Origin of the sequence: Thermosynechococcus sp., assembly GCF_046299655.1 — a bacterium.
In the GTDB taxonomy this organism is placed as follows: Bacteria; Cyanobacteriota; Cyanobacteriia; order Thermosynechococcales; family Thermosynechococcaceae; genus Thermosynechococcus.
The window spans coordinates 27,955-51,270 of sequence record NZ_JBKBHZ010000015.1 but is presented as its reverse complement, the minus strand read 5'-3'; the positions used below and the strand labels follow the sequence as shown (position 1 = coordinate 51,270).

23 protein-coding genes, 2 tRNA genes and 1 pseudogene are annotated in these 23,316 nt (G+C 53.5%); 12 read left to right on the top strand and 14 right to left on the bottom strand.

Annotated elements, in window-relative coordinates:
* Together ACK4HN_RS09755 and ACK4HN_RS09750 are read right to left on the bottom strand one after the other, a co-directional pair.
* Positions 1–1,808 (bottom strand): ATP-dependent helicase (locus ACK4HN_RS09755; protein WP_409877574.1); only part of this gene is annotated, 1,808 nt, incomplete at its 3' end.
* Between the two features lie 276 nt (positions 1,809–2,084).
* Positions 2,085–2,258, bottom strand: a complete 174-nt coding sequence (locus ACK4HN_RS09750; protein WP_409869914.1) for a hypothetical protein — start codon at positions 2,256–2,258, stop codon at positions 2,085–2,087.
* A gap of 153 nt (positions 2,259–2,411) precedes the next feature.
* On the opposite strand from ACK4HN_RS09750, the gene menB reads away from it, so the two are divergent.
* The 6 genes from menB (at position 2,412) to clpB (ending at position 9,084) form a co-directional block, all read left to right on the top strand.
* Positions 2,412–3,248 (top strand): 1,4-dihydroxy-2-naphthoyl-CoA synthase, encoded by an 837-nt coding sequence (gene menB / locus ACK4HN_RS09745; protein WP_409877572.1) that lies wholly within the window; start codon positions 2,412–2,414, stop codon positions 3,246–3,248.
* A 44-nt stretch (positions 3,249–3,292) separates the two neighbouring features.
* Positions 3,293–3,541, top strand: coding sequence for a Ycf34 family protein (locus tag ACK4HN_RS09740; RefSeq protein WP_409850445.1), 249 nt, complete (start codon positions 3,293–3,295; stop codon positions 3,539–3,541).
* 60 nt (positions 3,542–3,601) lie between these two features.
* Complete coding sequence (locus ACK4HN_RS09735; RefSeq protein WP_409869918.1) at positions 3,602–5,020, top strand: TrkA-related ion transporter; 1,419 nt, start codon at positions 3,602–3,604, stop codon at positions 5,018–5,020.
* Positions 5,021–5,024: 4 nt separating this feature from the next.
* A complete protein-coding gene (locus ACK4HN_RS09730) occupies positions 5,025–5,549 on the top strand; it encodes an SRPBCC family protein (RefSeq protein WP_409869920.1) in 525 nt (174 codons plus the stop codon).
* A 9-nt stretch (positions 5,550–5,558) separates the two neighbouring features.
* Positions 5,559–6,326, top strand: a complete 768-nt coding sequence (locus ACK4HN_RS09725) for a hypothetical protein (RefSeq protein WP_409869922.1) — start codon at positions 5,559–5,561, stop codon at positions 6,324–6,326.
* A gap of 91 nt (positions 6,327–6,417) precedes the next feature.
* Positions 6,418–9,084, top strand: a complete 2,667-nt coding sequence (clpB, locus tag ACK4HN_RS09720; RefSeq protein ID WP_409877570.1) for an ATP-dependent chaperone ClpB — start codon at positions 6,418–6,420, stop codon at positions 9,082–9,084.
* A gap of 26 nt (positions 9,085–9,110) precedes the next feature.
* On the opposite strand, the gene ACK4HN_RS09715 is transcribed toward clpB, so the two are convergent.
* Together ACK4HN_RS09715 and nblR are read right to left on the bottom strand one after the other, a co-directional pair.
* Positions 9,111–9,650: a DUF192 domain-containing protein gene (locus tag ACK4HN_RS09715; protein WP_409877569.1), complete on the bottom strand. Its 540-nt coding sequence runs from the start codon at positions 9,648–9,650 to the stop codon at positions 9,111–9,113.
* A complete protein-coding gene (gene nblR, locus ACK4HN_RS09710; protein WP_409877568.1) occupies positions 9,631–10,320 on the bottom strand; it encodes a response regulator transcription factor NblR in 690 nt (229 codons plus the stop codon). Before nblR ends, ACK4HN_RS09715 begins: the two co-directional genes overlap by 20 nt.
* Before the next feature lie 66 nt (positions 10,321–10,386).
* Here nblR and ACK4HN_RS09705 point away from each other — a divergent pair.
* From ACK4HN_RS09705 to frr, 3 genes are all read left to right on the top strand, one after another.
* Positions 10,387–10,460: transfer RNA gene (locus ACK4HN_RS09705), tRNA-Arg, on the top strand.
* Between the two features lie 52 nt (positions 10,461–10,512).
* Positions 10,513–11,241: a UMP kinase gene (pyrH, locus tag ACK4HN_RS09700; protein ID WP_409874615.1), complete on the top strand. Its 729-nt coding sequence runs from the start codon at positions 10,513–10,515 to the stop codon at positions 11,239–11,241.
* On the top strand, positions 11,228–11,776 hold the full coding sequence (frr, locus tag ACK4HN_RS09695; protein ID WP_409850457.1) for a ribosome recycling factor: 549 nt from the start codon (positions 11,228–11,230) through the stop codon (positions 11,774–11,776). The genes pyrH and frr overlap by 14 nt, the downstream gene beginning before the upstream one ends.
* Position 11,777: 1 nt before the next feature.
* On the opposite strand, the pseudogene ACK4HN_RS09690 reads toward frr, so the two are convergent.
* The 3 genes and pseudogenes from ACK4HN_RS09690 to ACK4HN_RS09680 all read right to left on the bottom strand — a co-directional run bounded on the left by ACK4HN_RS09690 (position 11,778) and on the right by ACK4HN_RS09680 (position 14,188).
* Positions 11,778–12,209: pseudogene (locus ACK4HN_RS09690) on the bottom strand (histidine phosphatase family protein).
* 52 nt (positions 12,210–12,261) lie between these two features.
* Complete coding sequence (locus tag ACK4HN_RS09685; protein WP_409870134.1) at positions 12,262–13,431, bottom strand: SpoIID/LytB domain-containing protein; 1,170 nt, start codon at positions 13,429–13,431, stop codon at positions 12,262–12,264.
* A gap of 28 nt (positions 13,432–13,459) precedes the next feature.
* Positions 13,460–14,188, bottom strand: coding sequence for an HpsJ family protein (locus ACK4HN_RS09680; RefSeq protein WP_409870133.1), 729 nt, complete (start codon positions 14,186–14,188; stop codon positions 13,460–13,462).
* Positions 14,189–14,402: 214 nt separating this feature from the next.
* Here ACK4HN_RS09680 and glmU point away from each other — a divergent pair, with 214 nt between their 5' ends.
* Positions 14,403–15,752, top strand: a complete 1,350-nt coding sequence (gene glmU / locus ACK4HN_RS09675) for a bifunctional UDP-N-acetylglucosamine diphosphorylase/glucosamine-1-phosphate N-acetyltransferase GlmU (RefSeq protein WP_409870131.1) — start codon at positions 14,403–14,405, stop codon at positions 15,750–15,752.
* Here glmU and ACK4HN_RS09670 read toward each other — a convergent pair.
* The 7 genes from ACK4HN_RS09670 to ACK4HN_RS09640 form a co-directional block, all read right to left on the bottom strand.
* The gene (locus ACK4HN_RS09670; protein WP_409870129.1) at positions 15,749–16,081 is read right to left on the bottom strand and encodes a hypothetical protein; all 333 of its coding nucleotides are present in this window, start codon (positions 16,079–16,081) and stop codon (positions 15,749–15,751) included. The genes glmU and ACK4HN_RS09670 overlap by 4 nt on opposite strands.
* Before the next feature lie 54 nt (positions 16,082–16,135).
* Positions 16,136–16,207: transfer RNA gene (locus ACK4HN_RS09665), tRNA-Val, on the bottom strand.
* 52 nt (positions 16,208–16,259) lie between these two features.
* Positions 16,260–16,964, bottom strand: coding sequence for an orotidine-5'-phosphate decarboxylase (gene pyrF, locus ACK4HN_RS09660; RefSeq protein WP_409870127.1), 705 nt, complete (start codon positions 16,962–16,964; stop codon positions 16,260–16,262).
* Between the two features lie 34 nt (positions 16,965–16,998).
* The gene (locus ACK4HN_RS09655; RefSeq protein WP_409852967.1) at positions 16,999–17,595 is read right to left on the bottom strand and encodes a DUF3611 family protein; all 597 of its coding nucleotides are present in this window, start codon (positions 17,593–17,595) and stop codon (positions 16,999–17,001) included.
* A 30-nt stretch (positions 17,596–17,625) separates the two neighbouring features.
* Positions 17,626–18,462, bottom strand: a complete 837-nt coding sequence (locus ACK4HN_RS09650; protein ID WP_409870125.1) for a sulfurtransferase — start codon at positions 18,460–18,462, stop codon at positions 17,626–17,628.
* A gap of 13 nt (positions 18,463–18,475) precedes the next feature.
* Positions 18,476–19,627, bottom strand: coding sequence for an NAD-dependent epimerase/dehydratase family protein (locus tag ACK4HN_RS09645; RefSeq protein WP_409870123.1), 1,152 nt, complete (start codon positions 19,625–19,627; stop codon positions 18,476–18,478).
* A 100-nt stretch (positions 19,628–19,727) separates the two neighbouring features.
* Positions 19,728–20,732 (bottom strand): hypothetical protein, encoded by a 1,005-nt coding sequence (locus tag ACK4HN_RS09640; protein WP_409870121.1) that lies wholly within the window; start codon positions 20,730–20,732, stop codon positions 19,728–19,730.
* Between the two features lie 109 nt (positions 20,733–20,841).
* Here ACK4HN_RS09640 and ACK4HN_RS09635 point away from each other — a divergent pair, with 109 nt between their 5' ends.
* Together ACK4HN_RS09635 and ACK4HN_RS09630 are read left to right on the top strand one after the other, a co-directional pair.
* Entirely contained in the window at positions 20,842–21,444 is a 603-nt protein-coding gene (locus tag ACK4HN_RS09635) for a Uma2 family endonuclease (protein ID WP_409870119.1), read from the top strand.
* 176 nt (positions 21,445–21,620) lie between these two features.
* A complete protein-coding gene (locus tag ACK4HN_RS09630) occupies positions 21,621–23,297 on the top strand; it encodes a DUF3685 domain-containing protein (protein WP_409877567.1) in 1,677 nt (558 codons plus the stop codon).
* The last annotated feature ends 19 nt before the right edge of the window (positions 23,298–23,316 follow it).

The following is a 23,316-nucleotide window of genomic DNA, read 5'->3' as shown; positions in this document are numbered from 1 at the left end:
CCCTCTTGCAAGGTATCCAAATCTGAGGCAAGGGCAGAACTGTTGAGAAAGTCGCCGAGGCTTGCTCCCTCATTTTCTTCGCTAAATTGCTGGGCAGCGTTGACCAATTCCATCAGGTTTTGCAGTCGCGCTAGGCTGTCGTCGGTGCCCTCGTTTTCTAGCTCGCGGCGGCAGCCTGTCTCCTCAATCACAGTTTTCACCAATTCGGGCAGGCCAATATCATCCACAAGGGAGCGCAGGCGGGTCATTAACTCAACAAATTGTTGCACAGCACGCGCCGCCCGCCCAGCTAACGGTCTCATGGACTCGGTATCGGAAATTAACTCCCACAGGGAAATGCCAAGCGTTTGCGCAGCCTGACTGAGGTGATCTAAGCTGGTTTTGCCAATGCCACGGCGGGGCACATTGATGATTCGCCGCAGACTCATGGTGTCGTAGGGATTTTGCAGCAGCCGCAAATAAGCGAGGATATCTTTGACTTCCTTGCGCTCATAGAATTTGAGACCGCCAACCACGGTGTAGGGAATGTTGGCGCGCACTAAGGCCTCCTCAAAGGGGCGCGATTGGGCGTTGGTGCGGTAGAGAATGGCAAAGCGTCCCCATTGGGGTTCAAGGGATTGGCTGCCCAAGGCTTTGATCTGTTGAACCACAAAATAGGCTTCATCAGTTTCAGTGTCGCACTTCTGACAGTGAATCGGCGCGCCTTCCCCCTTGGTAGGGCGCAGCACTTTGGGAATGCGTTCTGTGTTGTGCTCAATGAGATGATTGGCGGCGCGCAAGATATTGGCGACGGAGCGATAGTTTTCCTCTAACTTAATCATCGTGCGGCTCTCGTCATCGGGCAGGCGATCGCCAAAATCCTTCTGGAAATCCATCAAGATAGTGAAATCGGCACAGCGAAAGGAATAAATGGACTGATCCACATCGCCCACGACAAAGATCGAGCGATCGCCCCAATTCTGAAACTGCCGAGGAGGGATGCCATTGGTTGCCAAAAGGCGAATGAGGGCGTATTGGGTGCGGTTGGTGTCTTGGTACTCATCCACCAGAATATGTTGGAACTGCCGATGCCAGAATTCAAGGCGCTCAGGGTGCTGTCGGAAAAGCTGCACCGTTCGCAAAATCAGATCATCAAAGTCAAGGGCATTGTTCTTGGCAAGAGCGGCCTCGTAGCGACGATAAACCTCTGCGGCCACACGGCCGGCGGGCGATCGCTGTTCCTGCTCCAATTGATCGGGGGTTAGCCCAAGGTTTTTTGCTTGGCTAATTTTGTAGCGGATACCGCGCGGATCATGCTTGCGCTCATCGAGATTGAGTTCCCCGGTGGCAATTTCTTTAATCAGGCTTTGCACATCTGACTCATCAAAAATGGTGAAATGGCGCGTCCAGCGATAGCCTTGGGGATGTTGATAGGCTTGGATTTCCAAGCGCAGGAGTCGGGCACAAAGGCTGTGGAAGGTGCCAATCCAAAGGGGCTTCGTGTAGGTTTGATAGACCCGCGATCGCACCCGCTTCTCTTCTTGGGGAGAGAGATCCAGCCAGTCTCGCCCATAGAGTTGCCGCGCCATCTGTTGGCCAAAGAGGACTTCAAGCCGCTCCTTCATTTCGCGGGCGGCCTTATTTGTAAACGTTACCGCCAAAATATTTTCTGGTGCCACCTGATGATGGCGAATCAAATGGGCAATCCGATAGGTAAGCGTGCGCGTTTTCCCAGAACCTGCTCCTGCCACCACCAACATCGGGCCACAATAGTGCTCCACTGCCTGCCGCTGTGAGGGATTCAGTCCTGCCAGAAAATCACTTCTCATTTGCTGCTATGCCCATGTGCCTAAAGTTTCATCATACCCGTTATTACTGGCCAACAGCTTGGCACACCCAGTCGCCAGCGCTGCGCTCTTCACTACCCCGCTATCAAAATTTACGAAGAAAGCAAATCTAGCGTTTCGTTGCGGGGGGCCGCTGGTTGCGTCTGTGGCTCCTCTGGATAAAAGATTAACTCCAGTTTGACTTTACCTCGGTGCCAGCCGGTTTGGTCTAAGAACATAACCTCTACCGCACAACCATCGGCAAGGTATTTGGATCTATCAACTACAAGGCCCTGCAAAGACAATTTCAAATGTCAGCGAAACCGCCTTGCGCAGGAAAGTTTGGACAGGCCTAATATCAAAGGAGCGCAGCTTACGTTCCCCATTCAATAGCTCAAGGAGGCGATCGCAATCCGCTTGCAAATTGGGGCAGGTATTGAGGAGTTCACTCATGGCAAAGAAGCACAAACTATTGTCAGCAACAGCCTAACATCGCTTTTCTAGCCTCCCTTGGGTAGTGGATGTTAATTTTTTTGCGATTTTCCCCTGTCTAAACCCGAGAACCGCTCAGGTTACAATGGGAATCCGTCTTACCCATCACACTCTATGGACAGCGTCCACTGGCAGCAGGTTCACACCTACACTGACATCCTGTACCACAAAACGACGGGCATTGCCAAAATTACAATCAACCGTCCCCACAAGCGCAATGCCTTTCGCCCCCAAACCATTGTGGAAATGAGTCAGGCGTTTGAGGATGCCCGCAACGATCCCACGATTGGGGTTGTGTTGCTCACCGGCGCAGGTCCCCACACCGATGGTAAGTATGCCTTTTGTGCCGGTGGTGACCAAAGTATTCGCGGTGAGGCGGGTTATCTAGATGAGCAGGGGGTAGCACGCCTAAATGTGCTGGATCTGCAACGACAAATTCGCTCCCTGCCAAAGGTGGTCATCGCCCTTGTGGCCGGCTATGCGATTGGGGGTGGCCATGTGCTGCATTTGGTCTGTGATCTCACCATTGCGGCTGAGAATGCTATTTTTGGTCAAACGGGTCCACGGGTGGGTAGTTTTGATGCTGGGTTTGGTGCCAGTTACCTTGCCCGCATTGTCGGCCAGAAAAAAGCCCGTGAAATTTGGTTTCTCTGTCGGCAATATACGGCTCAGGAAGCCCTAGCAATGGGCTTGGTCAATACCGTTGTCCCTGTTGAGGAGCTGGAAGCAGAGGGCATCCGCTGGGCACGACAAATCCTCAGCCATAGTCCCTTGGCAATTCGCTGTTTGAAGGCAGCCTTTAACGCCGATTGTGACGGTCAAGCCGGCCTACAGGAATTAGCTGGCAATGCAACGCTGCTGTACTATCTCACCCAAGAGAGTGCTGAGGGTAAGCAAGCCTTTTTAGAAAAACGCCCCCCCAACTTTCAGCAATTCCCTTGGCGCCCCTAGGAGATGCGCTAGAGTAGGAGCATGTGGCATTGGGAGAATCTGCCATGTGTATTTGCGTGAACTGCGCCCTTGTGGATCGTTGCACCACATACTATGCCGTTGAGGAGCAACACCAACAGCCCCATCTGACCCTCACGCCAGACTTTGAGCCAATTGAGCCAACCATCAATGTAAATATCCGCACTAAAGGCGAAGAGATTCAGTTGGAGTGGGATGTTGTGGGCTGTAAGAGTTTTGTGGAGGAGCAGGGACGGTGGGCAAAACTGCGTCCGGGGGAGTTAATTCCCACCTAGATTGACTCCTAGCCGGCGATCGCCCCTCATCAAACTTCAACTTTTGTTTAAGCGGCATCTATGGGACGCAGCCGGCTGCAACAGCAACTAGATCTATTTATCCACTCACCGCGTGTTGAGATTGGCTTAATTGTTCTTATTCTGATGTGGACGCTACTTGTGGTGGTGGATTTTCTTTGGGTGCAACCCGGCCGCCCTGATTTTTTTGTGATCTTGGCAGAGCTAACCCTACGGCTGTGCTTTGTTGTTGAGTTATTCCTCCGCTTTGCGATCGCCCGCAAAAAGCAACGATTTATCCGCCACTACTGGGTTGATCTAGTCGCGATTCTCCCGATGCCGCCCCAGTGGACTCTGTTTCGTCTGCTGCCGCTGCTGCGTCTGCCCCGTGCCTCGATTCTAATTCATCACAACCTGCACTACATTTCCCCCCAGCTTTCTAATCTCTATGGTGCTCAAATTTCAGCACTGTTAATCATTGTGTTGATCATGCTCTTTGGGGGACTGGCTTTCTATATTATCGAAGGAACCGCAAACCCAGACATCGAAAACCTTGGGGATGCCCTGTGGTACAGTTTCTTTTCCTTGGTTTCTGCCGAGCCGATTGGTGCCTATCCCAAAACCCATGCCGGGCGGATCATTACCCTTGTTGTGGTCTTGGCGGGACTGACCTTGTTTGCGGTGTTTACAGGGGTGGTGTCTGCCTTTATGGTGCAGCGGTTGCAGTCGGTCATGAGCATTAAGAACTTTGACTTGGATGAGTTGCGCAACCACATTATTCTCTGTGGCTGGAATCGCAGTGCCCCCCTTGTGTTGCAGGAGTTGCAAACCGATCCCCAAACCCGCCATGCGCCGATTGTCATTGTTGCTGAACTTGAACAGTTGCCCTTGAGTGAGTTGCGGGGGGTGGATCAAAATCGGCTTTACTTTTATTCGGGAGACTACACCCGCATTGACGTTTTAGAGAAGGTGCAGATTTACCATGCTTCCCGCGCTATTCTCTTGGCGGATACTAGCCAGCCCCGCAGTGATCAAGACCGCGATGCCCGCACTGTTCTTGCTGCACTGACCATGGAAAAACTGAATCCGACGATTTACACCTGTGCGCAGCTTTTGGATCGCAACAACAATGTGCAACTTCAGGCGGCAGGAGTAGAAGATGTGGTGGTGGCCGATGAAATGGCAGGTCATCTTATTGGCAATGCCGTACGCAACCGAGGGGCAATGGATGTCTTTGCTGAACTGCTGACGGTACAGGTGGGAAACCAGTTTTATCGGCTCCCTTTGCCCGCAACGCTGGCTGGCAAAACCTTTTGGTATGCGCAACGCCACCTCAAGGAGCAGTACGATGCCCTTCTGATAGCAGTGGAACGTCGCATCGAGGGACGCCGCCAGACGTATGTGAATCCACCAATGAACTGTGAGTTGCAGGTAGGAGACTATGTGGTGGTAATTGCACGGCAGTGTCCACAGTGGGGATAGGGTCATGGAAATTTCCTCGCAAGTACAGTTGCCCTTTCCCCGCGAGCACGTCTATCGCACCTATCGCGATCGCCTGCCGGAACTAGTGAACTGGATGCCCAATGTCCGTGAAATTGAAGTGCAGGAGCGCAAGGAGCATCCTCAAGCCCTGGAAATGGTTCTGGTCTGGCATGGTGGCGGCGAAATTCCAGCAGCAGCCCGGGCACTTCTGAGTGAGGCGATGCTCTCGTGGACAGACTATACCCATTGGGACGATCGCGACTATCTCACCCGCTGGCGGATTGCCCCCCATGCCTTTACCGAGGCCATTGACTGCCAAGGGGAAAATCAATTCATTGCTGTGGGCGATTCAACAATTATTACCAGCCGAGGTCATCTACGTATTGATCCAAAACGGATTCCCGGAGTACCCTCATTCTTAGCTGGCAGGATTGCCCGTGCTGTGGAGGAGTATCTCGGCCAGCGCATTGAACCCAATTTTCAGCAGTTGGCAGCCAGTGTGGCAGCATTTTTGCGTGCTAAAGGATGACAATCAGCAGTGAAAATTTTAGAGCAAACGGACTATCAACTGCGCTTGCGGGAACGCCCCTGGCTGATTTGGTTTGTGGGCGGGATGTTTATTTTTTTGCCTATCCTGATGCTGATTTCCTTTCCAGCGGTTGTAGAAATTTACTGCCAACGCCAAACCCTGCCCTATGAGTGCGTCGCCACGACAAGCTCCTTGGGGATCCAACAAAATCGGATAAAAATTCCCCTTTCGCTGTTGCAACAGGCAAAATTGGAAGACTACCTTGACCGCGAAGGCGATCGCCTGTACCGCGTCCTCCTTGAAGTAGAGGGAAACTCAATTAGATTGGGCAGTAGCTCCTCGAATCCGGGCGATCGCGCTGTCATGGTGCAGCAAATTAACGAGTTCTTAGCCCATCCCAATCAAACCGAACTTTCCGTCCGCGTAGACGATCGCTGGCTAATTGGGGTTGTTGGGGGTGGGTTCTTTTTAATCGGCATATTTATCATTGCATTCATACCGGTCTTCACGCTGCATCTGGATCGAGGCGGCGGCACCTTGACGATTGTCCGTAGGAATTTCTTCCGCCGAACTCGCAAGGAATTGCCCCTGCGCGAGATTAGCGACATTGCGATTGAAAGCTCCGTAAGTTCTGATGGCGATCGCCTCTATCGCGTCGTGGCTCATCTGACCTCTGGGGAAACAGTTCCCCTGCAGCCGTACTCCAGCAGTGGCTATGACAGCAAGAAAGAATTAGCCAATCTCCTACGTCAGTTTCTGTCTCTGCCCCCTCTATAGTTATCCTGCGGGTACGGAGGCGAGCTGTCTATTAAACTGAGAGTGGCATAATGCAGTCACAGTCGGTAGGGTATTGCCCTCAATTATCGCTATGCAACCAACGGATCCAACAAAGTTTACTGATAAAGCATGGGAAGCGATTGTTAAGTCCCAAGATGTAGCACGGGAATATCGCAGCCAATATCTGGAAACTGAGCACCTGATGATTGCTCTCCTGCGGGAAGAAGGCCTAGGGCAACTCATCCTTGAACGAGCCGATATTGACACCGAGTGGGTCCTCAAGCGGCTGATGGACTTTGCCAAGCAGCAACCTCGCGTGCCGACGGGGAGTGAACTGTACTGTGGCCGCAGTTTGGATGCTCTCCTTGATGAGGCTAATCGTCTGCGCCAAGAGCAAGAGGATCAGTTTATTTCTGTCGAGCATCTTTTGCTCGCCTTTATGGGCGATCGCCGCATTGGTCAACGTCTTTTCCGCGCTTTGAATTGCGATCGCGAGCAGTTGGCCGCCGCCGTCAAAGCAATTCGTGGTGCCCAAAAGGTCACAGACCAAAACCCAGAAAATAAATATGGTGCCCTTGAAAAGTACGGTCGTGATCTCACCGCAGCCGCTCGCCAAGGCAAACTGGATCCCGTCATTGGCCGCGATGAAGAAATTCGCCGGGTGATTCAAGTCCTCTCCCGCCGCACCAAAAATAATCCCGTGCTCATTGGTGAACCCGGTGTGGGTAAAACCGCCATTGCTGAAGGCCTTGCCCAGCGGATTATCAATGGGGATGTGCCGGAATCCCTGAAAAATCGGCGGTTGATCTCCCTTGATCTGGGGAGTTTGGTGGCGGGTGCCAAGTTTCGCGGCGACTTTGAAGATCGCCTCAAGGCCGTTCTCCACGAAGTGACCCATTCCGATGGTCAAATTGTCCTCTTTATTGATGAACTCCATACCGTGGTAGGTGCCGGTGCCAATCAAAACTCCGCCATGGATGCCAGCAACCTCCTGAAGCCGATGTTGGCACGGGGAGAATTGCGCTGTATTGGTGCCACCACCCTAGATGAGTACCGCAAATACATAGAGAAAGATGCTGCCCTTGAGCGACGCTTCCAGCAGGTGTATATCGGCCAGCCCAGCGTGGAGGATACGATCTCAATTTTGCGGGGTCTGAAGGATCGCTACGAAATTCACCACAATGTCAAAATTACTGACTCGGCATTGGTGGCAGCGGCGGTGCTCTCGGATCGGTATATTAGCGATCGCTTTTTGCCCGACAAGGCCATTGACCTTGTGGATGAAGCGGCGGCCAAACTGAAAATGGAAATCACCACCAAGCCCGCTGAACTGGAAGCCCTTGAACGGCGACTGCGCCAACTGGAGATGGAAAAACTCTCCCTCAAGCAGGAGGAAAGTCTGCCCCTGAGCCAAGCTCCATTGCAAGCCACCCGCGATCGCCTACAGCGCATCGAAGAGGAAATTGCCCAACTACAACCGCGACAACAGGCAATGCAAGCCCGCTGGCAAGCAGAAAAAGACCTTCTAGAGCGGATCAACAGCCTCAAGGAAGAGGAAGACCAAGTCAAGCTGCAAATCGAGCAAGCGGAGCGCGACTACAACCTCAATAAAGCTGCTCAACTCAAATATGGTCGCCTCGAGACACTGCAACGGGAACTGGAAAGCACCGAAGCACAACTTTTGGAACTTCAGGCCGAAGGTGGCACCTTTTTGCGCGATCAAGTGACCGAAGCCGACATTGCTGAAATTGTTGCCAAGTGGACAGGCATTCCGCTGCAAAAACTGATGGCCTCAGAACGGCAAAAACTCCTGCAACTCGAACAGGTTCTACACCAGCGGGTGATTGGTCAAACGGAGGCCGTAGCCGCCGTAGCTGCAGCGATTCGCCGAGCGCGAGCCGGCATGAAAGACCCTGCCCGTCCCATTGGTTCCTTTCTCTTTATGGGACCTACCGGCGTCGGCAAAACAGAACTAGCCCGTGCCCTTGCTGAAGCCCTCTTTGACGATGAAAATGCCCTTGTGCGCATTGACATGTCCGAGTACATGGAAAAGCATGCTGTCTCGCGCATGATCGGTGCCCCACCGGGGTATGTGGGCTTTGACAGTGGCGGGCAACTGACGGAGGCGATTCGCCGTCGTCCCTATGCCGTAGTGCTGTTTGATGAGGTGGAAAAAGCCCATCCAGAAGTCTTTAATGTGCTCTTGCAGGTACTCGATGATGGACGGATCACGGATTCCCAAGGGCGCACGGTGGACTTCCGCAACACGGTAATCATCATGACCAGCAACTTGGGCAGCGAGCATATTTTAGATTTGGCCGGGGATGACAGCCGCTATGAGGAAATGCGCCAACGGGTGCTGCAAAGTGCGCAAAAGTATTTTCGCCCTGAATTCCTCAACCGCATTGATGATGTCATTCTGTTCCATGGCCTCGGACGGGCTGAACTGGCACAGATTGCCCAAATTCAACTGCGCCGGCTAGAGCAACTGCTTGCGGATCAAAAAATTCGCCTGCGCCTTACCCCGGCAGCGCTGGATCATTTGGTGGCGGTGGGCTTTGATCCCGTCTATGGGGCACGTCCCCTCAAGCGCGCCATTCAACGGGAATTGGAGAATCCCCTAGCCGTGAAGATCCTTGAAGAGGTCTTTGCTCCCGGCGACACGATTTTGGTAGATTTTGTGAATGGTGAGCTGGCCTTTAGCGCTGTAAACCTCGCTGAGGTGGGCGATCCTCGAGACACCATCACCACTTCCTAAAAAGATGAGGCTCAATGATGCCACCCCTACCGTGAATCTTCTTGAACTGCTGTCACCGAATCGAGTTTGACAATCTGAACTGAATTCCCTGCGTTCAGCCCTAATTCAGCGGCGCGGCCAGCGGCCAGTTCCAAAACGGCGTCCACGGGGACGCCAGACTCATAGGTGGGGCAAGGGAGTGTTTGACAAGGGGGGGCTTCGGGGGCGATCGCCACCACTTTACCCTCCCTTAGAAAAATCAAGTCAAGGGGAATCAGGCAGTTTTTCATCCAGAAGCTAGCCACTTGGGGTGGAGAGATGGGAAACAACATCCCGCGATCGCGCGGCAATTCAGGACGAAACATCAAGCCCAACTGCTGCTGAGCTGGCGTGCGTGCCACTTCCAACTGAATCCATGTATCGTGAATGCGTGCTTTGGCCGTAATGGGTAGATATTGCGGAATGCCGCGCACCATCTGAGGCGGTGCTGCCGAGTCTCCTTGACTCAGACTTTGACAACCCAGCAATAACCCCAAGGTGACTAATCCCAGAATCAACCAACGTAACTTAGGCTTCACGGAGAACATACCCCACTCCTCGCACTGTGTGAATCAACCGTTTTTCGCCATCGGGTTCAATCTTCAACCGCAGATAGCGAATATACACTTCAATGACGTTGGATTCTCCCAAAAAGTCATAGCCCCAGACATTTTCTAGAATTTGCTCACGGGTGAGGACTTCGCGGGGATGCTCCATGAGAAATTTCAACAGCTCATACTCCTTCATTGTGAGATCAATCACTCGCCCTCTGCGTTCGGCGCGACGGGTGACCAGATCCAAGGTCAGATCTTCAAACCGGAGCACCTCGCTTTGGGGGGTCGGTGGCTTCAGGTAAAGCTGAATCATTTGCAAAAAGGGCTTGGGACTATAGGGCAGCAGCAGGTAATCATCGGCACCTGATTCCAGCACCGCCACCCGATCCTCTAGGCGATCGCTCTCCAGCATCAACAGAATCGGCCAACTAACCCCCTGCTGACGTAACCGCTGGCATAGCTCCAAACTACTGAGACGCCCCAAATAGCGATCCATAATGATCAAAGCAGGCTGCCATTCAGCACAGGCCAAGTGACATTCCTTTTCCGTTGTTGCAATCACAGGGTCGTAGCCTGCTGCTTGGAGGTCTTGCCCCATGCGTTGCGACAAGTGGTTGTCAGCACAGACCAAAAGCAAACGTGGAGGGGGAGAAGTTATTTCCATCTCAGTCGTCCTCAGTACCCAAGATCTTACCTTCAGCTTATTCCTTGTGGGAAAATGTTCAAAAATGCGCCCGTAGCTCAGCGGAATAGAGCACTCGCCTTCTAAGCGATTGGTCGTTGGTTCGAGTCCAACCGGGCGCGTCTAACCTGCTATCGTTGATGGGGAGCGTATTGGAGTGCAAGAATCCTCGCAATGAGTCCTAAATATCGCCGCGTGTTGCTCAAATTGAGCGGTGAAGCCCTGATGGGCAACCTGAACTATGGCATTGACCCGAAAGTGGTGCAATCGTTTGCCAGTGAAATTGCTCAAGTCGTGCAAGCGGGCGTGCAAACCGCCATTGTGGTTGGAGGTGGCAATATCTTTCGGGGAGTAAAAGGCGCAGCCGCGGGGATGGATCGGGCAACCGCAGACTATATCGGCATGATTGCCACCGTGATGAATGCCATGACCCTGCAAGATGCCCTCGAACAAATGAACGTGCCCACCCGCGTACAGACGGCGATCGCCATGCAGGAGGTGGCCGAACCCTATATTCGTCGCCGTGCCATTCGTCATCTGGAAAAGGGACGGGTCGTGATCTTTGGGGCAGGATCAGGGAATCCCTTTTTTACCACTGACACGACCGCTGCCCTGCGAGCGGCTGAAATTGATGCCGAAGTCATCTTCAAAGCCACTAAGGTGGATGGGGTCTATGATGCGGATCCGCACAAAAATCCTAACGCGCGTCGCTACCGCAGTCTCACCTATACCCATGCCCTCACCCACAACTTAGCGGTGATGGACAGTACCGCGATCGCCCTGTGTAAAGATAATGATATCCCCATTATTGTGTTTAGTTTGGAAACCGCCGGTAACATCTACCGCGCCTTGACTGGGGAACCCATTGGTACGATGGTTGGAGGCTCCTGTGAAATTAGCTGACGTTGAAGAGCGGATGCAAAAGTCGGTCGAAGCAACCCAGCATGACTTTAATAGTATTCGTACGGGTCGCGCCAACGCGGCTTTGCTGGATCGGGTGATGGTGGACTACTACGGCACCGAAACCCCCCTGCGCTCCTTGGCCAATATTTCCACCCCTGACGCAACTACCATTTTGATTCAGCCCTACGATCGCTCCACATTGGCCAGTATTGAAAAAGCGATTCAACTGTCGGATTTAGGTTTGACACCCAACAACGATGGCTCTAGCATCCGCCTCAATATTCCCCCCTTAACCACAGAGCGACGCAAAGAACTGGTGAAAACCGCCGCCAAAATTGCCGAAGGGGGCAAAGTGGCCATTCGCAACATTCGCCGCGATGCCATCGATCACATCAAAAAGGCGGGCAAGGCCGGGGAACTCACCGAAGATGAAGTGAAGGACTTACAGGAGAAGGTGCAAAAGCTCACCGACAAATACATCGGCAAAATTGAGGCGCTCCTCGCCGAGAAAGAAAAAGACATCATGACGGTATAGGCTAGGTGCCCGGCAACTGTCGCAGTTCTGGACTGAGGTGCGATCGCTCCGCAAGGGCAAAGAGCAATGGCCCAGGGGAGGTATATTCCACAATACTGACACTGGCCACCGGCGCAGCAATGCGATCGCGAAATCGTCCCATATCAATACCAAGAAGACCACAGAGCATCATCCGAATTGTGGTCTTGGGGCAGACGATCAAGATATTGCCCTCAGGATACTCCCGTTTAATTTCTAGTTGTGCCGTGGTTCGAGTGCGCAACATTGGACTAACAAAGACAGCTTGCCACGGCAACTGGGCATAATGTGCGGCAAAGGCTTCAGCCATCGCTAGACCTGCATTTGTCAAGGGTAGATCCAGTTCTCCGCAGTAGGCATTGGCGCGCCTAAAACTGGTTTACCCGTGGCGCAAGAAATAAAGTGTTAAGACCACAACTGTCACCCCATACCGCTAGGGGCAGCATAGTTGAGGGAGACAAGGGGCGTCAACGCTGAGTAGCATCCAATACACTCAATGTAACACCTTGGTAATAATGCCCCAAAATTTGGTCGTAGGTGTAGCCCTGCAATGCCATACCGTAAGCCCCCCATTGACTCATACCTAGGCCATGACCATGACCCCGGCCGGTAATCGTAAAGGCCACTGGCACACTTTGTCCCGTTTGACTGGCCACATTGCCATACTCTGGCGTAATTGTCAGTAGGGTACTGCGCAGTCCCAACACACGACGCAATTCACTCCCTGAAATCGTGCGGCTACCTGTTGTGCCCACCACTTGTACTGCCATGACTCGCCCTTGGGGGGTCAATTGCAAGGGGCGAAAGCCAACGATGGTACCGATACCGGGGAGGCGTTGTTGCAGTTGGGCTGCAGTGAAACGAACCGTCCACTGAAAGTTGGGGGAGATTTGGTCAAAATCAGGAGCACCGCGCAGGTAGGGCACCACTTTTTGCCAGATAGACTCTGAATCTTCGGTGTGCCCCCCGGAGGAGGCATGAAAGACCGCTTCAATAATGCGGCCATTATAGGTAAGCACTTGACCGCGGGTGGCGGCAACGGCGGCGAGGGTACTGGCGGTTTCTGAACTCACCCCCGGATACACCTGATGGGTGACGGTGGCACCCACATCAAAGAGACTACCGGGACGACGGCGCTCGCGATCGCGCCGAAAAAGGACAAAGGAACGGGACGCCACCGCTTGGGCTTTGAGAGCTTCCAGCGGCCAGGAGGGATACATTTCCTTGCCCACGACACTGGGCAGATACTCCTCTAAGTCCACTAGGTTGATGGCGATAATCCCCTCAGGGGTACTCACCAGTTGTAGCCGCCCACGATACCAGCGATCGCCCACCCGCACAAGGCCATTGTCGCGAGGTTCGAGGAAAACTTGCCGTCCCCGCACGCCCCCTGCTTGTATCTCCCCCCCCGTTAGAACCGCCGTAATATTCTGCTGCGGTGCCACTGTCAGCACCCGACCCACCTCATCCCGTAATTGCGCTGGGGTAGAGCTACTAATGGTTACTTGACGTACCCGATCCAAAACCGCAACCCGCAATTCCACCGCTGCGGCTGTCAGTTGTAGGAGCACACTGATCAAACAGCCAAGGCCCACCGACTGCGAGAGAAAACGCCAACGCACAATGAGGTAGAGCATGTTTTACTCCTCAAGTAGAGGGCAGTTCTTAACGGTGTTCCCGCAGACCACTCCAACCAATGCTAATAAAGCCCACTGCCAATAGAAAACTACGAATGCCTATCCTAAGACGATTCACAAAGGCTTCCTGTTGCGCCCGCTTGACAGCTTCCTGTTGTTGGCTGCGGATGCGCTCCCGTGCCTGACCCGCTTGTTTATCGAGGGCTTGGGGGTCTTTTTGCAACTGCTCGAGAATGGCTCGTTGATCAGGGGGCAGTTGATTGCTCTTGAGGAGCTGCTGCAGTTGACCGCTACTGGCTAGTTGTTTAATTTGCTGCTGTTCCTGCTCCACCCGAATTTCCGCCTGTGCCGCCTCTTGATTGATTTGGTTGACCGCCTGTTCCGTAATTTGCCCTGTAATGGATAGGTAAAGAGGAATCCCCAGCAGGCAGAGTAACCCCAGCAAACTGGAGAGAACAAAGACCCAAAATCGCCAGTCTTTGAAGGCAGATTCCCCTGGCTCTGGCTGCGTGGCACTTCCAGAAACTGCTTGAATCCAAAAGCCAGTGTAGATAAAAACAAACCCAATCAAGGGAGTGGCACCACGCTCAATGAATTGGTTGACGACCGTCAGTTGCCACTGGCTGTTATTGAACTGGGGGGTAATAAAGAGAACACTCCACTCGACCAAAAACGTGAGGAGGAGGATAATTCCCACCAGTTTTAGGAACTGAGCCGCCAAGGGGACAGGTCGCTGGGTTGATTTTGAAGCGGTCATGGACTGTGAGTGACTCGTCAACTACTGCATCAACCTTACTGGATTTTGGGGTCGTTGATTCATCTTGGGCGCATTGACTCGCCTGTGGGTCTGCTATCTTTGGCTACCGCAACCTTGGTATACTCCAATTGTGCATGGCACTGAGGCTGCTGGGCTACTTCTCCCCAGTATTGCTGCTTCGCCATCCCTTTGCGCATTGAGGCACAACAAATCCATGGTCATTGTGGCAGTCTTAGCGGCAGGACGAGGCACACGGATGAAATCCTCCCTGCCAAAAGTCCTCCATCCCCTCGGTGGGCGATCGCTGGTAGGCTGGGTTTTACACCAAGTTCAGTTTCTGCAACCGCAACGCCAGTTTGTGATTATTGGCTATGGGGGAGACGCCGTCCGTGCCGCTTTAGCCGATCACCCCCACTTGGAATTTGTCGAGCAACGCGAACAACTAGGCACAGGGCATGCGGTGCAGCAGCTTCTCCCCCACCTGCAGGGCTATGAGGGTGATCTTTTGGTGCTCAATGGCGATGTCCCTCTCCTACGGGGTCAAACTCTTGTCCATTTGCTAGAAGTTCATCAAAAACACAACAATGCGGCCACGATTTTAACGGCACAAATTCCGAACCCCCAAGGCTATGGCCGCGTGATTTGCGATAGCCAGAATATCCTCAAGCAGATTATTGAAGACCGCGATTGCACCACTGCCCAAAAACAAAACTGCCGCATTAACGCTGGTGTATACTGTTTCCACTGGCCGCAACTGGCGGCTGTGTTGCCCCACCTCCAGTCCAATAATGATCAGCAGGAATACTATCTTACGGATGCGGTCAATGCCCTCAGCCCCGTGATGGTCGTGGATGTGGAAGACTATGAGGAAATTTTGGGCGTCAACGATCGCGTGCAGTTGGCAGCGGCCTATCAAGTTCTACAAAATCGAATCAAGAAAGCTTGGATGCAGGCAGGGGTGACCCTTATTGACCCAGCCAGTACCACCATTGAGGATACGGTTGAACTTGCCCCCGATGTGGTCATTGAACCCCAAACTCACCTGCGTGGCCAGACCCGTATTGGCAGTGGCAGCATCATTGGGCCTAGCACGTTAATTGAAAATAGCATCCTTGGCGAACGGGTGACAGTGCGCTATGCTGTGATTAGCGAGAGCGAGATTGGCAATGATACCCAAGTGGGGCCTTTTGCCCACATCCGCCAGCAAAGTGTGGTTGCCGATCGCTGTCGCATTGGGAACTTTGTTGAGCTAAAAAAAGCGCAGTTGGGCAGTGACACCAAGGCCTCCCATCTCGCCTACCTTGGCGATGCCACCTTGGGCGATCGCGTGAATATTGGGGCAGGAACGATTACCGCCAACTACGACGGTGTGCGCAAGCATCCCACCCATATCGGTAGCGGCAGCAAAACGGGAGCTAACAGCGTTTTAGTAGCGCCAGTCACCCTCGGTGAAAATGTGACCGTAGCGGCAGGTTCGACGGTCACTGAAGATGTACCGGATAATGCCCTTGTCATTGCCCGCTGTCGTCAGGTGGTCAAACCCAACTGGCAACCCCCCGCCTAGCCTGCCCCACAGCAGGGTTCAATGCCCAGCCGCCGCAGGAGCAACTCACTCACCGCATTGGCCACCGCAAACTCGCTATAGAAGCTTTGGGAAAAATCAAACTCTTGCAGCTCTGTGATGAGGGCTAAGAGAATGCCGCCGAGATCGTGCTCCCCTTCTAGGCGCTGCCGGCGGTACACCTGAGCGGCTCGCTGGGCGATCGCCTGATTGACAGCTTCCGGCAAGTATTCTGTATTGAGCCAATTGAGAAGAGCCGCCTCCAACCATTGCGCATCCGCAGTGCAGTCACCACAGGGAGGAAGCTGAATCGGCGGAATGGGGGTACTCATGGCAGAGTCCTAAACTCTTCTAATAGAGTTCATCTTATAACTGACAGGCATCAATGGGCGATACTGGATTCGAACCAGTGACCCCTTCCGTGTGAAGGAAGTGCGCTACCACTGTGCTAATCGCCCTAGTTCAGTCAATTTCCAATCATAGCTTGGAGGGCAAGTTTTTGTAAATTGCTCAAACGAGGCTGCGGCAAATTTCATCAAAGGCCTTAGCGGGATCCGCTGCTTGTAAAATCGGACGGCCAATCACAAGGTAAGAGGCACCAACAGCAAAGGCGGCCTGCGGTGTGAGCGATCGCGCTTGATCCCCTGTGGCAGTACCAAGGGGACGAATCCCTGGGCAAATTCTCAAAAATTCCTCTCCCCAACGTTGTTTTACCTGTGCGGCCTCCTGCGGAGAGCAGACAATGCCCGCTAGTCCTGCAGCGTGGGCAAGATCGGCCATGCGTTCAACATAGGTGGTTGGGTCAAGGGGAATTTGGAGTTCCTGTTGAAGGGTATGTGCATCAATGCTAGTGAGTAATGTCACACCGATAAGTTGAGTGGCACTGTTTTCTAGAGCCGCCTGAGCGGTTTTCAGACCCGCTAACCCGGTGGCGGTGTGGATGGTTACAAAGTCCACACCATAGGGGGCGATCGCCCGTACAGCGGCGGCCACCGTATTGGGAATATCGTGGAGCTTCAAATCGAGAAAAATGCGCTTCCCCTGATCCTTGAGCACATCGAGAATAATTGGCCCACTGGCACAAAAGAGTTCTAGCCCCACTTTCCAAAATTGCACTTGGGGCAGCCTATGAATGGTGGCGATCGCCACCTCTAGATTAGGCACATCCAAGGCCACAATAATTTTGCTGGCAACAGCCTCTTGCGAATCAAACAAGGCTTCCTGCTCTCCTTCTGCTCTCCTGAGACGACTACCCTGGGCGGCGCACACAGCGCAACAACCACAGCGCCACAATAATACCCGTCAACTGAGCGGCAATCGTATTCACCTTCGCCTGAATCACAAAAATTTCCAACGGCTCAATCAAGACATTGGTGGCATAGACCGCCGCCCCTTGGGGAATCGACAGCACCTTGAGCAACAACATCCCCACATTCCACTCTGCCGCTGCCACCGTGAAAATCATGCCGGCAATATTCACCCACAGACCAATGTTCAAGCTGCGAATGACGTGCTCCTTGCTGGGGCGATTTTCGGGGTGATCCAAACGTCGTCCCAGTTGCGGATAGCGATAGCAGCAGTAAATACTGACGCCCAAAAACACTAGACCAAGAATCGCCAACACCAGCCCCAATGTGGGACTATTCATGCCATTCGGCGAACGATTGACATTGAATTGGCGACTAAAGATGACAATAATAACAATCAAAAGTGAGACAAAGCCAAGGACGACCTGTGTCCAAAAGCCAATCCAACCAAAGCGTTGCAGTTCACGGCCAAGACGGTGGAGAGGTTGGGTAGTCCCTCGATGGGAGGGCGGGGGAGCATTACCGGGAAGACGTTCCATAGTCCTAGGGGGAAGAGGGCTTAGGCTCGATCATAGCGAACGGTTATCAGGTGCCACTAAATAGGAACACCAATCGCTCCAACTGCCCGCATAGAGCTTGGTTTGGTGCAGGCCAGCGATCGCCAGCCCCAAAATATCCACACAGGCTGTGACCCCCGATCCGCAATAGACAATGATTTGTTGAGTGTCCGCCAAGGGCTGCCAGTAAGCTTGTAGCTCAGCAACGGATTTGAGGCGTCCGTGTTCATCGGCGATGGCCTGCCACGGATAATTCACTGCGCCGGGAATATGACCCGCGATTGGATCAATGGGTTCAATTTCACCGCGATAGCGACGGGGTTCACGGGCATCTACAATCACCGTCTGGGGGTCCGCTTGAGCAGCAATCACAGCCGCACGATCCACCACCCACTCTGGATGCGGATGAGGCTTGAAATTTCCCTGCCGCGGCGGTGGGATCACATTGGTGACTGGATACCCCGCTTCTACATAGGCACGATAGCCCCCATCAAGCACTGCCACGCGATCGTGCCCCAACCAGCGCAGGAGCCACCAGCAGCGCGCTGCATAGGCAAACCGCGAATCATCGTAGGCCACCACTTGCGTTTCTGGGGTAACCCCCATTTGGTTGAGGCGTGCTGCCAACTTCTCTGGATCAGGTAAGGGATGACGCCCGCCATGGTGTTGCCGCGGGCTGGAGAGATCCTGTTCTAAATCGAGGTAATAAGCCCCTGGAATGTGACCTTGGGCATACTCCTGCTGTCCCCGTGTGGTGTCCATGAGGTCAAAACGGCAGTCTGCAATGACAAGGGCTGCATCCCCTAAGTGCTCCGCCAACCAAGGGGCCGTTACGACATAGGGAGTCATGATCGCAGTGGTCTTAGGCGCGCCATTTTACTTTCGGCAGAATGTGTTTGACATCCACGCGGTCTTTGTACTTGATGGCAAAGTTCAGCAGGGAGTCAAGGAGCGAATCCGACAGATAGTGGGGCTGGAGTCCCAAATCCAGCAGTTTGGTGTTCTTGGCGTTGAAGTAGTGCTCTTCTTTTTCAACACGGGGGTTTTCAAGGTGCTGAATTTCCACCTTGAGGCCAAGGGCTTTACCCGCTTCTTGTACTTTGTGGGCAAGGTCACCGACACTAAACTGCTCTGTGAATTGGTTGAGGACGCGAAATTCCCCTGGTTCCGCCGGGTTGTTCACCGCCAATTCAATGCAGCGCACGGTATCGCGAATATCTAAGAAACCACGCGTTTGCCCCCCTTTGCCATAGACGGTCAGGGGATGACCAATAGCCGCTTGAATACAGAAGCGATTGAGGGCAGTGCCAAAGATACTGTCATAGTCAAGGCGGTTGATCAGCAATTCATCCATGCCTGTTTCTTCCGTGAGCACGCCATAGACGACCCCTTGGTTTAAATCGGTGGCACGCAGTCCCCAGATGCGGCAGGCAAAGTGGATGTTATGGCTATCGTGCACTTTACTGAGGTGATAGAAGCTACCGGGCTGCTTGGGATAGGGCAAGGTATCCTTGCGACCATTGTGCTCGATGGTAATGTAGCCCTCTTCAATGTCAATGTTGGGGGTGCCATATTCGCCCATGGTGCCCAGCTTGACAAGGTGGCAGTCGGGGTTGTGAGTATGAATGGCGTACAGCAGGTTGAGGGTACCAACGACATTATTAACTTGGGTAAAGACGGCGTGTTCGCGGTCAATCATGGAGTAGGGGGCGGAGCGCTGTTCGCCAAAGTGGACGATCGCCTCGGGCTGAAACTCGAGCATGGCGCGCTCCAAGAAGGCATAGTTACAAATATCGCCAATATAAAGGTCTATTTTTTTGCCAGTCAGATCCTGCCAGCGTTGCAGACGGTGTTGAATGGGGGCGATCGGCGTGAGGGTTTGCACACACAGCTCATTATCCCAGTGCCGCCGAATGAGGCTATCTAAAATCGCCACATCGTGACCACGATTTGAAAGGTAGAGGGCTGTTGCCCAACCACAGTAACCATCACCGCCAATTACGAGGACTCTCATGCTAACCGTGCTGAAATCAATAACTACTCCGCCAGCCATTCAAGGGCTTCCATACCACGTTACCAGTAATGGGGACACCGTTGATCCATGGGGTTAGAATTCAAGGGGAAGGGGGGACAGCGCTTTGACTTTCAGAAAAGATATGCAGTTTAATGGTTTGTCCTGCCAAGTCAATTTGCACAATATCCCCAAAGAGAACATCTAGAGCCTCTAATAGCGCTTGGAGTTGGGGTGTGCTGGCCCCCGCCTCTTGGTAGAGGCGATCGCTCAACTGACTGAGGCGCTGCCATGTGGTATAAAGCCGAGCAATGGTACTTTCCAGTTGGGCAGCCTGCTGCAGGAGATCGACAACGGTTTGCAGTTGTTCAAGGCGCTGCGCTTCCATGAGGGCTTGTTTCAGATCCACAGGGTGGGCGTTGAGGGCTTGAATTTGGGGAGCGGCCTCCAGATAGCGGCGCAGTTGACGAGCCGTCGCCGTGATTTCCTTGACGGTTTCCACACTGGGGTCGCTGGCCAGTTCTTGGCAGAGTTCCTGCTGTTGCTGCGGCGGGAGTTTCTCTAATTCTTTGACCAAGGGGGCGACATAGCGGGGAGCAAGGGTGCGATCGCTGGCCTTTTGCCGCACCACTGGTGGCAGGAAATCAGCGTGTAGGGCTGTCCATTCTTCTTGTAGTTGACGAACTTGGCGGTGGGTAATGCGATCGCCCGCCGCAGCCGCTTGGGTAATCAGCGCTTGAACTTGCGGATCCGCTGCGGCCGTTTCCAAAAAGGCCCGTTTACTAAAGCGAGAAATGGCTGCCGGGGGTAGAGGACACTCCCTGAGCAATTCATCGGCGCGATCGGCCAACTGAATTAAATCATAGGCGCGACGTTTACTAATCTCCTGTTCCTGGAGCCACTGCTGAAAGCCAATACCCCGCTCATCCCCTTGATGGCGATAGCGATCGCGCACCGTCCGTAGAATTTGCCCGCGCCAAATCTCCGTTTGCAGGTCAAAGCGTTCACACACCTGCCATGCTTGGCGCACCTGTTGCAGAAATTCCTCCTCAGAGAGGGGGCTATCCGCCGCTGGAATGGGCAAAACAAAGTCTGGCGTTGGCTCCATCGCTTCGGAAAAATGACAGCTTCAGCAGTATAGCCTAGCCCAAAGATTTCAGCTCATGGGCGGGTTGGCAGCGTTTAGGATTGAATTACTGCGTTGACGGGAAGCTTTTATGACCACAGTATTGGCACCAGCGGTAACGTACTTAACTCCAGAAGCTTACCTCGCTCAAGAAGTGGTGGCAACGGAGCGCCACGAGTATCGTCAAGGAGAACTTTACACTGTGCCCGGAGGCAGCGTTAATCACAATGAACTGGTTCGTTCCCTAACTGTGCTATTGAGCTTAGCACTCAAGGGACAGCCCTACCGCGTCTTTATCACAGATCAACGCCTCTGGATTCCGGAAACCCAGTCCTACTACTACCCCGATGTCATGGTGATGCCAAAGCCCGTGCCCTTGATGGAAGGACGCAGCGATGTGGTGATGCAGCCGATCTTCATTGCCGAGGTTTTATCCCCTTCCACAGAGGATCGCGATCGCGGGACAAAGTTTTTCGACTATCGTCAGATACCGACCCTGCAAGAATATCTGCTGATTAGCCAAGATCGCCCCTGTGTTGAACAATATTTGCGGCAAGCTAAACATCAATGGCTGCTCACCATTTGGCAAGATATGACGCAGGAATTAACGCTGCCCTCGTTACAGACTTCCTTAAAACTCAGTGATCTTTATGCAGAGGTTGAGTTAGGTGAGTCCCAAAACAAAATCCCTTAACCCCCTATATTATACCTTACCCACCGCACCGCATTTTGCTGGAAAACAAGTACACCCAATTGCTGGTCGCGCAAATTTTGCTGCTGCTAGTCCCCACAATGGTTCGTGATGCCATACCTGCAATCCTAATGCAATCCTAATAGTCCCAACCCCAACTCGGTCTTGCGCAAATGTCGATGTCACCTATCACTGCCGATGCCTCCCCCAACTTTGGTCTCATCATTGTGGAGGGAGAGGATGTGGTGCGCCTTGGCCTTTGGACAGGAATTCAGCAGCAGTGGGGGATTGAGCCGCTAGTCTTTCACGAGGGTCAGGGTCTATTGACCTATCTGGAAACCACGCCCCTCGATCCAGAACGCCATCCTTGGATTGTGCTGTGCGATGCCCAACTCACGGTGAATGATACCACCACGCCTTGGCTGTGGCAGTGGTTGAAACGGCATTATCCAGCACTGCGGCTGATGCTCACTGTGCGACCCGCCGCCCTTGAACTCGTCTCCCTTGCCCAGCAGGTGGGGGTGGAGGGCATTTACCATCGCCATACAGCGCTGCGGGATCTCTTGGCGGGGATGCTCGCTATTGCCCAAGGGGAAATTGTTCACACAGTAACGCCCCCCAAGCCGCCCTTGAAGGTGCTCTTTCCCAATTGGTGGGATCGCTGGCGCTATCAAGTACTCCAGCAGGGATTGGCGGAAATGGAGGCTTGGTTGCAGGCGTTGGATCAACACCTAGGGCGATCGTCCCACCTCTCTGCCCTTGAACGGTTGGTGTGTGAAGGTCGCTATCGAGAAATTCGCGCTGCCCACTGGTTGGTCTCCCGTCTATTGCCGCAGCCGTGTCACGTGCCCTCTCCTCCAGCGGCTCCGCAGGTGGAAATGCTTTCGCAACTGGTGGATCGCTGCCTGCAACGGATGCAGTCGGATCTCTTGAACCTGACGTCGCGGCCTTTGGAGCTAGAGGTGCTCACCCTCCAACAGCGGCGGGAACTCCTCTATACGATTTTGCGGCAGTGGGATCTTCTCGTGCGCACTTTGCAAGCCACTCCCCCTGCCATTGAGTTGCTGCACCAGCGGATTCCCTCCCTACTCCAGGATCTTTGGGAACAGAGCCTGCGCGAGTTTTTTCGGCCCTATCGCTTTGCCCTCGGCAGTGACTCGGATCTCATTGCCCTCCTGCTCACTGAAAGGGAAACCGTAGCCAGTGTGTATCTGCCGTCCATTCCCTTCGGGGCGGAGATGCTAGCGCATTTGCTCAGCCAACAACCCCTCAAGATTCACCACCACACCTATCGCTATGGCACGCCTGCCGCCCTAGAGATTCTCGATGCTCTCCTCGATCACTGGCTGCTGACGGTGGCCAATGGCATTCTCTATCCGCTATTGAATCGCTGCTGCTATAGCGAGGTCATCCAAGAAACCTTTTTTCAGGCCCAATACACCTCAACGCGGGAAATGGAACGCTTTCGCAACGCCCTCTCTTGGCATTACCGCTGGCAGCGCTGGATCAAGGAACCGCAAGACATTTTTGAAAGCCGCCTCGTCTTACTGCGGCTGACACAGCGAGGCATTCAGGAACTGACCCTCACCGTTCCCCGTCAAAAGGAGCTAATGCAACTGGAGGGGATTCCCTACGCTCTCACCTTGGCCCTTGAAGCCCGCGATGCTTTAGCCCCGCCGCTACGGGCGGTTGTGGCTTGGGTCGGCAAGGGGGTGGTGTATCTATTGACGCAGGTAATCGGTCGCGGTTTGGGGCTGATCGGCCGCGGCATTTTGCAGGGCATTGGTCAATCCGTTGGCGGTGGCTGGAGTCGCTCTGAGACCTCAAAAACCTCTTCTAACCCCTCAGGGGACTAGGGAAACCTTAACCGGTGAT

Excerpts from the sequence above, each read along its gene's own strand:
- nblR (WP_409877568.1), bottom strand. The coding sequence starts at position 10,320 with ATGGAAATAACTTCTCCCCCTCCACGTTTGCTTTTGGTCTGTGCTGAC.
- glmU (WP_409870131.1), top strand. The coding sequence starts at position 14,403 with ATGGTCATTGTGGCAGTCTTAGCGGCAGGACGAGGCACACGGATGAAA.
- ACK4HN_RS09750 (WP_409869914.1), bottom strand. The coding sequence starts at position 2,258 with ATGAGTGAACTCCTCAATACCTGCCCCAATTTGCAAGCGGATTGCGAT.
- ACK4HN_RS09630 (WP_409877567.1), top strand. The coding sequence starts at position 21,621 with ATGTCACCTATCACTGCCGATGCCTCCCCCAACTTTGGTCTCATCATT.
- pyrH (WP_409874615.1), top strand. The coding sequence starts at position 10,513 with ATGAGTCCTAAATATCGCCGCGTGTTGCTCAAATTGAGCGGTGAAGCC.
- ACK4HN_RS09650 (WP_409870125.1), bottom strand. The coding sequence starts at position 18,462 with ATGACTCCCTATGTCGTAACGGCCCCTTGGTTGGCGGAGCACTTAGGG.
- ACK4HN_RS09635 (WP_409870119.1), top strand. The coding sequence starts at position 20,842 with ATGACCACAGTATTGGCACCAGCGGTAACGTACTTAACTCCAGAAGCT.
- ACK4HN_RS09735 (WP_409869918.1), top strand. The coding sequence starts at position 3,602 with ATGGGACGCAGCCGGCTGCAACAGCAACTAGATCTATTTATCCACTCA.
- clpB (WP_409877570.1), top strand. The coding sequence starts at position 6,418 with ATGCAACCAACGGATCCAACAAAGTTTACTGATAAAGCATGGGAAGCG.
- ACK4HN_RS09655 (WP_409852967.1), bottom strand. The coding sequence starts at position 17,595 with ATGGAACGTCTTCCCGGTAATGCTCCCCCGCCCTCCCATCGAGGGACT.
- ACK4HN_RS09740 (WP_409850445.1), top strand. The coding sequence starts at position 3,293 with ATGTGTATTTGCGTGAACTGCGCCCTTGTGGATCGTTGCACCACATAC.
- menB (WP_409877572.1), top strand. The coding sequence starts at position 2,412 with ATGGACAGCGTCCACTGGCAGCAGGTTCACACCTACACTGACATCCTG.
- ACK4HN_RS09670 (WP_409870129.1), bottom strand. The coding sequence starts at position 16,081 with ATGAGTACCCCCATTCCGCCGATTCAGCTTCCTCCCTGTGGTGACTGC.
- ACK4HN_RS09685 (WP_409870134.1), bottom strand. The coding sequence starts at position 13,431 with ATGCTCTACCTCATTGTGCGTTGGCGTTTTCTCTCGCAGTCGGTGGGC.
- ACK4HN_RS09730 (WP_409869920.1), top strand. The coding sequence starts at position 5,025 with ATGGAAATTTCCTCGCAAGTACAGTTGCCCTTTCCCCGCGAGCACGTC.
- ACK4HN_RS09645 (WP_409870123.1), bottom strand. The coding sequence starts at position 19,627 with ATGAGAGTCCTCGTAATTGGCGGTGATGGTTACTGTGGTTGGGCAACA.
- ACK4HN_RS09715 (WP_409877569.1), bottom strand. The coding sequence starts at position 9,650 with ATGTTCTCCGTGAAGCCTAAGTTACGTTGGTTGATTCTGGGATTAGTC.
- ACK4HN_RS09640 (WP_409870121.1), bottom strand. The coding sequence starts at position 20,732 with ATGGAGCCAACGCCAGACTTTGTTTTGCCCATTCCAGCGGCGGATAGC.
- ACK4HN_RS09680 (WP_409870133.1), bottom strand. The coding sequence starts at position 14,188 with ATGACCGCTTCAAAATCAACCCAGCGACCTGTCCCCTTGGCGGCTCAG.